This window comes from Nonomuraea sp. N2-4H, from assembly GCF_045291505.1.
GTDB classification, from domain to species: Bacteria; Actinomycetota; Actinomycetes; order Streptosporangiales; family Streptosporangiaceae; genus Nonomuraea; species Nonomuraea fastidiosa.
Genome location: NZ_CP147987.1, coordinates 1574746 through 1587552, shown reverse-complemented (window position 1 = coordinate 1587552; position 12807 = coordinate 1574746). Strand labels below are relative to the sequence as shown.

Genomic DNA, 12807 nt, shown 5'->3' with positions numbered 1-12807 from the left:
GTCACTCTTCAAACATCCTTTCGAGTAGGGCGGCGGAGCGGCCGCGCCGGTCACAGGGGGCGGCGGCCGGCGAAGCCGAGCTCCGTACGGTGGTACCAGCCGAGCTGCCGCTCCCCTTCGATCCAGCACAGCCGTACGGACACGCCGTCGAGCACGGCCGGGAAGTCGATGAGCACGGGCGCGATGCCCTTGACCTCGATGCCCTGCCGGCTCCACTCGGTGATGATCTCGTCGATGCGCGCCTGGAGCCCTTTGAGCTCGGGCAGGCCGCCCAGCTCGGACCGGCCGCCGGAGCGGCGGGCGAAGTCGATCTCGGCCATGTCGGCGCGGGCGGCGATCACTTCGGCGGCGTCCTTCATGACGCCGGGGAGCAGCAGGCGGGCCTCGTCCACGGTGAAGAGCCGGTCCATGGCCGACAACGTTACCGAGTGGGCTCGTAGGCGTGGATCAGCAGGCGTTCCGCATGGTCGAGGTAGTCGTCGAGATAGGCGGCGGCCTCGTCGGGCTTGCCCGACTCGATGAGCCCGAGCAGCGCGTGGTTGCGCTCGATGAACGGCTCGTGGAAGGCGCGCGGGTTCTCCATGACGTGGAAGACGAGCCGCAGCTCGGCGAAGAGCTGGCGCATCGCCTCGTCGATCCTGGGGCTCTCGTTGAGCGAGACCAGCGCCTGGTGGAAGCGGATGTTGGCGGTGCCGACGCCCTGCCAGTCGTCCTCCGCGGCGGCGCGCTCGGCGTCCTGCAAAGCCTCCTTGATCAGGGCCAGCGCGTGGTCGGACGGCGGGCGGCGCACGGCGGCGCCTTCGAGCACGCGGCGCACGCGATAGAGGTCGGAGACGTCCTCGGCGGACGGCAGGCGGACGAACACGCCCCTGTTGAGCCGGTGCTCCAGCAGCCGCTCGTGGCCGAGCAGCCGGAACGCCTCGCGCAGCGTGTTGCGCGAGACGCCGAGCGCCTCGGAGATCGACTCCTCCGACAGCCGCTGGCCGGGCTGGAAGAAGCCCTCGCTGATGCGGTCACGCAGGATGTCGGCCACCCGCTCGGCCGTGCTGCTGCGTCCCAGGCGGGGCCGGTCCTGAGAGAGATCAGCGACCACGTTATCCACATTCAACAGATAATCATGGAGCAAACCTCTTGTCGAATTGTTGAACGATCCTTACGTTGAAGACTATCCCCCAATCGATTCAAGGAGCGATCCGATGTCAGGCTCCACGCAACAGACCCGGCGGGTGATCCTCGCCAGCCTGATCGGCACGTCGCTGGAGTGGTACGACTTCTTCCTGTACACCACCGCGGCGACCCTGGTCTTCCCCAAGCTGTTCTTCCCGTCGCTCGATCCGTTCACGGCGGTCCTGGCCTCGCTGACCACCAACGCGGTCGCGTTCGTCGCCAGGCCGCTCGGCGGGGTGGTGTTCGGCCACTTCGGCGACCGGGTCGGCCGCAAGACCGTGCTGGTGGTGACGCTCCTGATGATGGGCGTCTCGACGTTCCTCATCGGCGTGCTGCCCGGCTACGCCGCCGTCGGCGTGCTGGCGCCGATCCTGCTCGCGCTGCTGCGGTTCGTGCAGGGGCTGGGTCTCGGCGGCGAGTGGGGCGGCGCGGTCATCATGTCGCTGGAGCACGGCGACGGCCGCCGTCGGGGCTTCAACGCGAGCTGGCCGCAGGTCGGCGTGCCCGCCGGTTACGTGCTGGCCACCGGCCTGCTGACGATCATGTCGTTCACGATGTCGGACGCGGCGTTCCTGTCGTGGGGGTGGCGGGTGCCGTTCCTGCTGTCGGGCGCGCTGGTCTTCGTCGGCATGTGGGTCCGGCTGAAGATCACCGAGTCGCCGCTCTTCGCCGAGGTCGAGCAGCGGGGCGCGAAGGCCAAGATGCCGCTGCTCGAGGTGCTGCGGACGCACCCGAGGGCGCTGCTGTCGGCCTTCACCGCGCGTATCGGGGTGGACGTCGCGTTCTACACGTTCACCGCGTACATCATCGTCTACATCACCGGGACGCTGGAGCTGCCGCGCTCGTACGCGCTGAACGCCGTGCTCATCGGCTCGGCCCTGCAGCTCGTGCTGATCCCGCTGGCGGGCGCCCTGTCCGACCGGTACGGCCGCCGCCCGGTCTACCTGGCCGGCGTGGTCGGCGCGGCGGTGTGGGTGTTCGCCTTCTTCCCGCTGCTCGACACCGGCTCGTTCCCGCTGATCGCGCTGGCCGCCGTGGTGGCGCTGGTGACCCACGCCGCGATGTACGGCCCGCAGGCCGCGTTCATCGCCGAGCTGTTCAGCACGCGGCTGCGCTACAGCGGCGCCTCCATGGGCTACCAGGTGGCGGGCGTCGTCGGCGGCGCGCTCGCCCCGATCATCGCCCTGCAGCTGTACGAGTCGTTCCAGTCCACGATCGCGGTCTCCGCGTACGTGGTCGTCGCCCTGGCCGTGACCGCCGTGGGCCTGGCCATCGCTCCCGAGACCCGCGACCTCGACCTGGTCGCCGTGCCCGAGGACGAGGGCGCCCCTAAGGCCCGGCCGGTGGGGCCGTTCGCCTGACGGCCGGCCGGGGCACGTACCAGACACGAAACACCACGAAGCACGACGAGCAGCACCACGGAGCACCATCGCAGGAAATGCCGCGGAAGCAGCGGGCGGCGGCTGCCGACGCCGCCCGCGGGAAGGGGCCCCATGAGAACCGCCTTAGCCGTCATCACAGCACTCATCGTGTTCCCGCTGCTCGTCGGGAGCGTGCTGGGCTTGAGGAGCACGGACGGCGGCGAGGTGGCCGTCGTCCGCGACGGAGGCCCGCTCGATGACAACCGGGTCCGCCAGGTCATCGACCCCGGGTCGGGGCTGACCTGGACCGGCCTGTGGTCCTCCGTCCACTCCTATCCGGCCCAGCAGCGCTTCTACACGATCACCGCGGACGCCAAGCGGGCCACGGCGCTGGGCGTGGACGTGGTGACGGTGCCGAGCAGCGACGGCGTGAACCTCGGCATCGAGGGCACCTTCTACTTCACGCTCAACCTCGACCACGAGACGCTGAAAACGTTCGACGACAAGTACGGCACCCGCACCTACCGTGCCCAGAACGACCAATCGCTCCACGCGTGGGACGGCGACGCGGGCTGGTCCGCCTTCTTCGGCCAGGCCGTCCGCCCCGTGATCGACAACGCGCTGCGCAGCCAGATCGGCTCCCTGCGCTGCGCCGAGCTGGTGCCCTCCTGCGGGCTGCTGGAGAACGCCACGCTCAAGCCGCAGGACGGCAACACCGCCATCGTGCGGGTGCAGGACGCGGTCAACGCCTCCCTGGCCCGCGACCTGCCCGCCACGCTCGGCGGCGAGTTCTTCACCGACATGCGCTTCACGCTGGCGCATGTGACGCTGCCCGGCGAGGTGCAGCAGGCGGTGAACGAGTCGCTCGCGGCCATGGTGGCCGTCTCCGAGGCGGAGGCGAAGGTGGCCCAGGCCGAAGCGGAGGCCAAGGCGAACAAGGCGCGCCAGGACGGCTACGACAAGTGCCCATCCTGCGCCGAGATCGAGAAGCTGAAGGCGCTGCCGCAGGGCATCACCGTCTACGCCCCCGGCAACCCGCAGTCGGTCGTCATACCGTCCCGCTGAGTGCTCTGCGGACCAGGATCGGGCCCATGTCAACGGGGTTGTGACCGTATCGCCATCGATTCACCGAACAACCGTTTCGGAATGCGCATAAACTGCCCGCCTGTGAGCCTGCCTGTACGAGAACGTTCCCGCCGGCCGGGCGGTGGTCGTCACCGCCGTCCCGTGCCTACGTCCTTGCCGCCCGACGCCCCCGTGCTCGTGCTCGCCACCCCGGGCCCGACGGAAGGCGTGGCCGAGGAGATCGCGGCCGTGGTACGCGTCGACAACCCCCAGATCGAGGTGCTCCTGACGAGCGTGAGCGACCTGGCAGACTCCCTGCCCTCCGGCCGCGACGCCGTCGTCGTACCGCTGCTCACCTGGGATGATCCGGTCGTACTCGCGGAGATCGGCAAGGCCGTCGCCGCCGCCGGATCCAGCGCCGCCGTCACCCCCGCGCTCGGCCCGCACCCGCTGCTCGCCGAGGCTCTGCACATCCGGCTCGCCGAGCGCGGCCTGGCCAGAGCCGACCGGGTGCGCCTGCTCAACGTCTCCAGCCCCGTCGACGCCGTGATCCTCGGCACCGTGGGCGGAGAACGCGCCGTGCACGCCGTGCAGGCGACCGCGGTGCTGCTCGCGTCCAGGCTCACGCTGCCGGTGGTCGCCGCGGCGCTGGACGCCGAGCCCGGTGTGCCGGTCGCGGCCCAGCGGCTGCGCGCCGCGGGCGCGGAGCGGCTGGCCATCGCGCCCTGCATGATCGGCCACGAGGCGCCGCGCTCGCTGGTCGAGCAGGCCGCGGCGGCGGTCAACGCCGGTCACGCCGAGCCGCTGGGCTCGCACAGCGCCGTCGCAGAACTTGTCGCAAGGGCTTACGGTAGTCAACTCGCCTCTTGACAAGGGCTTGTGAAGATCACGGGACTCGCGTTACCGTCGGCGCATGCGCCGCGTGGTCTGCGAAGGCGAACGCGTCTGCCTCCGTGAGGTCACGGAGGCGGACGTCGCCGCTCTCCACGGCGTCTACGGCGACCCCGCGGCCACCCAGCACATGCCCTTCGGGCCGCTCGCCCTCCAGGAGGTGGCCGGCCTCGTCGACGAGGCCGTGAAGGCCGCCGCGGCCGAGCCGCGCCTGCTCTATCTGCTCGCCGTGCTCGACGCCCGGCACCGCGACGTGGTCGGGGTCGCGCGGCTGCGCATCGAGGCCGAGCTGCCGCACAGCGCCGAGATCGGGTTCGGCCTCCATCCCGGGCAGTGGGGGCGCGGCATCGGCACCGACCTCGTGCGCCTGCTGCTGTCGTTCGGGTTCGGGCGGCTCGGCCTGCACCGTATCTGGGGCGCCCGCTCCCCCGCCAACCTGCCCGCCCAGCTCGCCATGCTCACCGCCGGCATGGTCGAGGAGGGCCGCATCCGCCACCACCTGCGCACGCCGCAGGGCTGGCGCGACTCCATCGTGCACTCCGCGCTCGAAGACGAGTGGGTCGAGCGCTGATCCTCATTCCCCGCGTTCCACCGCCGCCGGGTCAAGCCCGCGCGGAGTTGCGGGCGCTGGGATTGTCGGTCGGGCATCCTACGATGAGGCACCTCACGGAGGGATAGTCACATGCTCGACTCGCTGATCGTGCCCCTGTTCGTCACCACGGACCTGCCGCCCGGGGCGGACCTGGCCGAGTTCGGCGAGCTGCTCGCCGAGACCGCGCGCACGCTCGGCGACGGCTATCCCGCGTTCCTGGCGGGCAACGTGTTCTGGCTCGACCGTCCCGTGCTGCCGGGGCAGCGGCCGCCGGCCGAGACCGAGCTGCGCTTCGCCGGCATGCTCGGCTACCTCGCGGCCTCCGGCGCCGGGCAGGGGTCGCGCGAGGTGGTGTCCGACGTGCGGCGGGCGATCGGGGCCGCCGTCACCGCGCGGTACGGCGACGTGGGCGTGCCGCCCGCCGTGTTCGCGATCCGCGACCAGGACGTGCGCGAGCGCACCCCGGAGACCGCGATCTACGTCGACACCCGCGACGGGGCGGTCGAGCTGGCCAGCGCCACCCGGTCCTACCTCTAGCCCGGGTCGCCTCGTGCCGGGGCGCGGGGCTTCGATCACCTCACGGCAGGTCATGCGGTTTCGGTCACGCACGGCGTGGCTCGGTCACCTCGCGCCCGGCCACGTGGCTTCGGTCACCTTGGGCCGGTCAGGCGGATGGGCGGGCCGTCCGGCGGGCCGATGAGCACGTACGACGCCCACAGGTCGGGCTCGGCGGGGCCGTAGAGCTCGCGCAGCCCCAGCACGGCGGCGCGCAGTGCCTCGGCAGGGTCGTCGCCGGTGCGCACCCGTGAGAGCAGGTCGCGCACGAGGGCGGCGGTGATCTCCGGGGCGACCGGCCACAGCGTGAGCAGCACCCGGCGCGCCCCCGCGCGCAGGAAGGCGTGCGCCAGCGCGGCCACGGCCGTTGCCGTGCCGGTCATGACCGTCGCGGTGTGCGGGGTGAGCATGACGAGGTCCGCCGCCACGTTCATGGTCATCAGGTGGCGGGCGGTGAGCAGGCCGTCGGCCAGCCGGACGCCCGAGCCGAACGGGTCCCGCTCGTCCAGCACCACCGGGGTGGCCAGGTGCAGCACGGGCCGGACGCCGGGCAGGCGGGCCGAGACGGCGTCCCTGCCGGTGACGGGGAGCGTGCCGAGCAGCGCCCCCGACTCCTCCACCGCCGGGCGCTCGCCGCCGTCCGTGCTGAAGCCGACCACCAGGGGCGCGCCGCGCCGCGCCGGTGCCCCGCCGTCCGCGCTCGTGACGGTGTCGTAGGTGACGGGGCAGCGCTCGATGAGCGGGCGACCGCCCGAGAGTGCGAGCGCGTGCAGCGGGACGCCGTGCCAGCCCGCGCCGGGCAGCAGGTGCAGCCTGGCGAGGTCGCCGGCCTGACCGTCCAGGGCGGGCAGGGCGTCGGCCAGCAGGCCGTCTCCGAGGCGGCGCCAGGCGTCGGCGCGGCGGCGGCGGGCCTCGATGTCCAGGAGGCCGGGTCTGGGGGCGTACGTGGCGTGCAGGAAGTCGTCGAGCAGCTCCCGGCCGACGTCTGTGGTGAAGGCGCGCGGCTCCGGCCAGCCCGTACGGTGGGCCAGCACGGTGGTGGTGCCGGCGGCCTGGTCCAGGTGGAAGGCGAGCATCCCCACCGGCCCTTCGGCCCCGTGTTTCAGCGGGCCGGTCACGTGCTTCTGGGGGCTTCGGGCGTGGCGGCGTAAGGCGACGTGGTGGGGTGCCGAGGGCCGCATGCGCTGCCAGACGCCTTCGAGGCCGGCCAGGGCCGTGCGGGCACGCTGGACGAGGCGGGCGGCCCTGTCCGGGTCGCGGGTGCGGGCGGCGGCCGACGTGAGCGTGCTCACGGCGGTCAGAGCCTCGTCTTCGGCTTGCAGGAGGTCGGTGGGGACGCCGGGGGGTGGCGGCCAGGGGCGGTCGCCGAGCTGCGCGGCCAGGACGGCGAGCCTGGCCTGTTCGGCGTACGTCCACGCCGCGGCTCCCCGTCCCAGGCTGACGGCCAGGCGCAGCGCGCGGTCGCGTGCGGGGGCGTGGCCGAGCGCGCAGGCGCGTTCTGCGTCGTCCAGCGCCGCGGGGAGGTCGCCTCGGTGCTCGGCGGCGACGGAGCTCAGGTGGTGCGCCTCGCGGAGCTCCAGGTCGTGGCCCAGGCCGGCCAGCACGTCGATGGCCGTACGGAGGCGGTGGCGGGCCCGGTCGTGCGCACCTTCGGCCAGGTCGAGCGCCGCCAGGTGCCGCTGCACGACCGCCTCTCCCGCCCGGTACCCGGCCTCCCGCGCCAGCTCCGCCGCCTCCTCCAGCCACCTGCGGGCTTCGGTGGTGCCCAGGCGGGCGAGCGCGATCAGCGCGAGCACGGTGCCGCGGGCATCGTTGTGGGCGCGTGCGAGGTCGAGCGCACGCTCGGCGAGTGGACGGGCTCCCGCCGGGTCGCCGCGAAGCTCGTGTACGAGTGCCAGGTCGGCGTACGCGGTGGCGAGGCCGCCGTGGCGGGCCAGCTCCTCGCCGAGCGCGATGGCCTCGCGGTAGCGGGCGGTGGCCGCGTCCAGTTCGCCGAGCCTGAGATGGAGGGCGGCGCGACCGGCCAGGAGGGGGATGCGGAGCGGCCGCCACACGGCGGGCGCGGTCAGGGCCAGCCCCTCCTCGTACGCCTGCGCGGCCTCCGACCACCGTGCCGCGTCACTGCACGCATCGCCCAGCAGCGCGAGAGACCCGGCAAGCTGAATCGGCGAGGCCTCGCGAGCTCGCTCGGCCGCCGCGCCGAGGTGCGTGATCGCCTCCTCCACCCGGCCCAGCTCCAGAGCCGCCGCCCCCAGGTTCCGCAGGTGCTCGCTGACCCGTTCGTCGCCCAACTCGCACCCTTGGGCGGCGTACGCGTAGGCGGCCGGCAGGTCCCCGAGAGCCCGGCAGTAGAACGAGAGCCTGGCCAGCAAGTACGACCGCTCCCCCGCCGCAGTGAGCGCGCTCAACGCGGCTCCGTCGCCCGCAGAGGCACCCGGCGCGGCTGTGACGCCCGCAGAGGCATTCGGCGCGGCTGCGTCGCACTCAAAGGCACCCGGCACAGCTGTGACACTCTCAGAAGCACCCGGCACAGCTGCGACGCCCTCAAAGGCACTCAGCACGGCTGTGTCGCCCCCGGAAGCACCCGGCGAAGCGGCGCCGCCGGCAGGCGTGCCCGGTGTGGCGGCGAGGGCTTGGGTGGCGAGGTCGCGGGCCTGGGCGAAGTCGCCGGCTGCTTCCGCTTCCGCCAGCCGGAGCCAGAGCTCCAGCCGGGCGACCGCGTCACCCCAGCGCCCGCCCGCACGCAGGGACGCGAGGGCGGCCCGGCCGCTGGTGAGGTCGCCGAGCGTCAAGTGGAGAGCGGCCAGGCGGGACAGGGCCGCGGCGTCGAGGTCGGTGTGCATGACGGCGATCAGCTCGAACGGCGCCTCCTCCACGGCCCCACCCGCAGAGCCGCCCGAAGCCCCACCCGCGTAACCGCCCGCAAGGCCGCCCGCGGCGCTGCTGACGGCGCCGCTGCTGACGGCGCCGCTGCTGACGGCGCCGCTGCTGACGGAGCCGCTGCTGACGGAGCCGCTGCTGACGGAGCCGCTCATCCAGCCGCCCGCAGCATCACCCACCGAGCCGCCCCCGGCACCGCCGCCGCTCGCCGTGCTGCCCGCTGGACCGCTCGTCGGCGTGCCTGCGTGGCGGTCGCCGGGGACAGCCGTCAAGCCGCGGGTGAAACCGCCTCGTTGCCCGCCGGCTCGGCCGCTCCCGGGAACACCGGCGGGCCCGCCCAACGGCCCGCCGACCCGACCGGCCCCGGAAACACCGGCAGGCCCGCCCAGGAGCCTGCCGGTCCGGCCGGCTCCGGGAGCGTCGGCGGCGGCTCCATCCGGCGAGGAGCCGGCAGAGCCCGGCCCTTGCGCACCGAAGGGGAGGCTCGCCGGACGCTCCGCGGAGTCGGCCATCGGGGCGCGGCCGGACTCGGAGCCTGGGCCGGCGCCTTCCTCGACCCGGGCTTCGCTTGCAGCGGCAGCCGCCTGTGCGCCCACCGATCGGTCCTGAGGTGCCGCCGTCCGATCGCTCACCGCCGTCTTCAAAGAAAGCTCCTCGCCGGGCAGCGGTGTGGTGGGGGCGGGCTGGAGGGTGGTGAGAGCGGTTTCGAGGATGTGGCGGGCACGGCGGAGCTCGCCGCGGGCCTCCAGCGCGAAACCCAGCTTGACGGCGGTGAGGGCGGCGAGCCAAGGCCGGCCGGCGTCGCGGAAGGCGGACAGCGCCGCCTCGAGGTCCGGCACCTGGGCGTCGAGCTCACCGGCGAGCCCGTGCAGCGCGGCCAGCCGGTCCCGTACGACGCCCTCGGCCACCCGGTCGTCACCCGCGAGCGGGAGGGCCGCGCGGAGCCGTTCCCGGGCCTGCTGGAGATCGCCCAGCTCGACGTCCGCGGCCGCGCGCCCGAGGGTGGCGATGAGCAGCGCGTACCGATCCGAGCCCGCCGCTTCGAGGGCGCGGTCGAGGTCGATCAGGGCGTCGTCCGGCGACCCGAGCGCGGTCAGGCAGGCGGCCCGCATGGTCAGCGCGATGGATTCCTTGACCGGGTCGTCCAGCTGCGCGAACGTCTCGGCCGCCGCCCCGAACGCCTCCATCGCCTGCCCGGCCTCGCCCTCCCCGTACGCCAGAACGCCCAGGTTGTAGCGCACGGACGCGGCCCCGTCGGGGTTGCCGAGCGCGTCGTACTCGCGTCCGGCCAGCTCGAAGGCGACCCGGGCACCGGCGGCGTCGCCCCGGGCGCGGCGGCGCTGGGCGATGCGGTACCACTCGTCGGCGGGCTCGCGCCGCAGCCCGTGCCGACGTACGACCTCGACGAGCCGGGTCTCGCAGGCGGCGGCCTGCCCGGGGTGTCCGCGTCCGGCGAGCAGGACGGCGTGCGCGTCGAGCACCCGGCACGCCTCCTCCCAGGCCCCTGCGGCCTCCAGCTCGATGGCGCAGGCGGTGATGCGTTCGCCTGAGGCGGTGAGGTCGCCCTGGTCGAGCGCCGCGCGGGCGGCGATGACGAGGGCGAGCGCGGCGGGCACGGGTTCGTCGAGGTGGTGGTGCAGGTCGCGGGCACGCGCTGCGCAGGCGACGGCGGCGTCCGGGTCTCCGGCGGCGAGCTGCGCCTGCGCGGCGTGCCGCTGGTGAACGGCCTCGTCGGCGGGCAGCCCGGCCTGCTCGCACAGGGCGGCGGCCCGCAGATGGAGCTCGGCCGCGCGGGCGGGGTCGCCGGAGGCGAGGTGCAGCAGACCCATGCCGGTGAGCTCGCGCGCCTCCGCGCTGGGGTCGCCGAGGTCGTGGTGTGCGGCGGCCGCCCGCTCGTACGCCGCCAACGCCCGCTCCGGCGCGGCCGGTGCGGAGAGCCGTGCCAGCCGGGTCAGCGCGTCGGCGGCGCGCGAACGTTCACCCGCCGCCTCGAACGCCTGCGCCGCCCGCTCAAGTACGCGCCCTGCGACGCCCGTCCGCCCGGCCTCCGTCAGCCGCGACGCGGCCTCGGAGAGGAACTCGCCGCGCTCGGCCGCGCTCGCCGCCCGCCGCTCGGCCACCTGGAGCAGCGTGAGCGCCCGATCCTCGCTCGGCGTGCGCAGCGCCAGCTCGGTCGCGGCGGCCGCAAGCTGCTCGTCCACCTCGGCCGCCCGGTCCACCACGCTCTTCAGCACGGCGTCGAGGGTGTTCTCGTTGTCGTCGGCGTCGTCGGCGTCCTCAAGGGCCGAGCCGGGTGTGCTCTCCGGCGCGGGCCTTCCTGCGGCATCCCGGGCGGAGCCCGGCGCGGTGGCTCCACCGGCGGGCCCGGCGGTGTCCTGGGCGGCATCGCCGCCGGTGGCCTCAGCGGTGTCCCTGGGCGCGTCCGATGCGGGGGCCGGGGCGAGGTGCTCGGCCTCCAGCGACAGCGCTTCTGTGAGGTCGCGGGGGTCGCCGTACGCGGTGTAGCGCGCCAGCAGCGCCTCCTCCAGCGCGCGCCGTGCTCCGGCCTGGCCGCGCGCGTCCTTCGCGGCCAGTTCCACGGCCCGCCGGGCGGCCTGTACGGCCTCGCGCAGGTCGGCGGCGCGCCGGTCGCCGTCGGCTCGGGCGGCACGCCAGCGCAGCACCTCCGACATCAGCCCGTACGCCTCGACCCGCCCGGCGAGCCGTTCCTCGGCTGCGAGCGCCTCGCGTAACGCCGCGATGGCCTCGTCGGCGTCACCGGCCGACGGCAACGAGCCATCGGAAGGAGCCGGCCCACTCGAAGAGGACGGCCCGCCCGAAGAGGCCGGCGCACCCGAAGAGTCCGCCCCGCCGGAGGAAGCGAATCCCTTCGAAGACGCGCCCCCACCCGAAGGCGCGGGCCCGTCGCAAGCGCCGGAAGACAAGGGCTCGCCAGGCCGAGCGGGCCCAGCGGACGAGGACGTGAGGCGTAGCGTCAGGGCCTGGCCGAGCAGCAGCAGCACGTCGGGCCTGGCGGGGTCGTGTTCGCCGTGGGCGGCCAGGGCGGCGCGGGCGGCGGCGATGGGCTCGGCGGGGTCGCCGCCGGTCGCGGCGGCCAGCCTGAGCAGGGCGCCGGCGAGCGAGGCGAGCAGCGCGGCCCTGGCGGGATGCCCGTCGGGGACCTGGCCGACGGCCTCGCGCCTGGCCTCGACGGCGGACTCCAGGTCGGCGGGGTCGCCGGTGACGTCGTAGCGGCGCATCCGGCGGTCGCCGAGCAGGCGGAGCCGGACCAGCGGGTCGGGCAGCTCGCGCACGTCCTCGTCGGGGGTGACGCGCAGCGCGTCGAGCATCTCCATGCCGGCTTCGAGCGAGCGTTCGTCGCCGGTGACGACGTACCACTCGATCAGGCCCGACGCGTACGGCGCCAGCACCCCCGGATGGGCCCACCGCTCGTGCCAGAAGTCCAGCGCGCACTGCCCGACCCGGATGAACGCGAGCAGGTCGTCGTCGGCGCAGGAGGCGACCGAGCGCGCCCGCGTCAGCTCGACCAGCTCAAGGAGCGCTCGCGACCGGTCGGGGTCGCCAGCGCCGGACTCGGCCGCCGCCAGGTACGCGCGGGCCAGCTCGTCGTCGCCGGGCGCGGCGAGGGCGAGCGCGGCGGCCAGGTCGCGGGTGTAGGCGGGCTCCCCGAGCGCGGCCCGCAGCAGCACGTGGACGGCGTCGTCGATGACCTCGCGCTCGCCGGTGGCCTCGTACAGGCGCAGCAGCCCGGCGCCGAGCGGCCCCAGCGCGCCGGGCGCCCACGACGGGTCGGACGATCGTACGGACTCCTGCAGCAGGAACTCGCCGAGCCGCTCGGACACCTCCGCGATCGGATCGGCCATCGCGCGGCGGACCAGCGCGTGGATGAGCAGCCCGACATGCCGGTACGCGCCGGGGTCGACGTGCCGGCACACCTCTTCGACCAGCCCCGCCCAGGTGCCCGCCGACTCGCCGGGCGGGAGGTTCGTGCCACGGAGCTTCTCCTGCAGCCTGCCGGGGTCCGCGACGGCGACGGCGGCGAAGAACGCGCCCGCCACGGCGGCGTCGCGGGTGGTGCGCGGGTCGAGCCGGTAGCGGGCCAGGTGCAGCATGCCGATGAGCCGCCAGGTGGCCGCGTCGGACCGGTCTCCCGCGCAGGCCAGCATCGCCTGCTCGGCCTCGGACAGCGCCTCGGGATCCCAGATCAGCTCGGGATCCGCGGCCTGCTCGAACCGCTCGATGCGGGCTGCCAGCGCCCCGGCCGGATCGGTCATGGGCAAAGACTCTCATCGACGT

Annotated in this window: 8 protein-coding genes; 5 read left to right on the top strand and 3 right to left on the bottom strand. The window is 74.3% G+C overall.

Annotation, left to right across the window (positions count from 1 at the left end):
• Positions 1–50: 50 nt before the first annotated feature.
• Both WBK31_RS07200 and WBK31_RS07195 read right to left on the bottom strand, forming a co-directional pair.
• On the bottom strand, positions 51–410 hold the full coding sequence (locus tag WBK31_RS07200) for a DUF2203 domain-containing protein (RefSeq protein WP_364066323.1): 360 nt from the start codon (positions 408–410) through the stop codon (positions 51–53).
• An 11-nt stretch (positions 411–421) separates the two neighbouring features.
• A complete protein-coding gene (locus WBK31_RS07195) occupies positions 422–1093 on the bottom strand; it encodes a GntR family transcriptional regulator (protein WP_364066325.1) in 672 nt (223 codons plus the stop codon).
• Positions 1094–1196: 103 nt separating this feature from the next.
• Here WBK31_RS07195 and WBK31_RS07190 point away from each other — a divergent pair, with 103 nt between their 5' ends.
• From WBK31_RS07190 to WBK31_RS07170, 5 genes are all read left to right on the top strand, one after another.
• Positions 1197–2528, top strand: a complete 1332-nt coding sequence (locus WBK31_RS07190; protein WP_378784201.1) for an MFS transporter — start codon at positions 1197–1199, stop codon at positions 2526–2528.
• A gap of 132 nt (positions 2529–2660) precedes the next feature.
• A complete protein-coding gene (locus WBK31_RS07185; RefSeq protein ID WP_378784204.1) occupies positions 2661–3593 on the top strand; it encodes an SPFH domain-containing protein in 933 nt (310 codons plus the stop codon).
• Positions 3594–3755: 162 nt separating this feature from the next.
• Positions 3756–4463, top strand: a complete 708-nt coding sequence (locus WBK31_RS07180; protein WP_364066332.1) for a hypothetical protein — start codon at positions 3756–3758, stop codon at positions 4461–4463.
• A gap of 43 nt (positions 4464–4506) precedes the next feature.
• Positions 4507–5055 (top strand): GNAT family N-acetyltransferase, encoded by a 549-nt coding sequence (locus WBK31_RS07175; protein ID WP_406674512.1) that lies wholly within the window; start codon positions 4507–4509, stop codon positions 5053–5055.
• A 111-nt stretch (positions 5056–5166) separates the two neighbouring features.
• The gene (locus WBK31_RS07170; RefSeq protein ID WP_406674511.1) at positions 5167–5613 is read left to right on the top strand and encodes a hypothetical protein; all 447 of its coding nucleotides are present in this window, start codon (positions 5167–5169) and stop codon (positions 5611–5613) included.
• Positions 5614–5726: 113 nt separating this feature from the next.
• Here the strand turns inward: WBK31_RS07170 and WBK31_RS07165 are convergent, their stop codons facing one another.
• Complete coding sequence (locus tag WBK31_RS07165) at positions 5727–12785, bottom strand: CHAT domain-containing protein (RefSeq protein WP_406674510.1); 7059 nt, start codon at positions 12783–12785, stop codon at positions 5727–5729.
• Positions 12786–12807 lie beyond the last annotated feature (22 nt).

Bases quoted from the DNA above. Each gene is read 5' to 3' on its own strand.
- WBK31_RS07200 (WP_364066323.1), bottom strand. From the start codon at position 410: ATGGACCGGCTCTTCACCGTGGACGAGGCCCGCCTGCTGCTCCCCGGC.
- WBK31_RS07170 (WP_406674511.1), top strand. From the start codon at position 5,167: ATGCTCGACTCGCTGATCGTGCCCCTGTTCGTCACCACGGACCTGCCG.
- WBK31_RS07165 (WP_406674510.1), bottom strand. From the start codon at position 12,785: ATGACCGATCCGGCCGGGGCGCTGGCAGCCCGCATCGAGCGGTTCGAG.
- WBK31_RS07185 (WP_378784204.1), top strand. From the start codon at position 2,661: ATGAGAACCGCCTTAGCCGTCATCACAGCACTCATCGTGTTCCCGCTG.
- WBK31_RS07175 (WP_406674512.1), top strand. From the start codon at position 4,507: ATGCGCCGCGTGGTCTGCGAAGGCGAACGCGTCTGCCTCCGTGAGGTC.
- WBK31_RS07190 (WP_378784201.1), top strand. From the start codon at position 1,197: ATGTCAGGCTCCACGCAACAGACCCGGCGGGTGATCCTCGCCAGCCTG.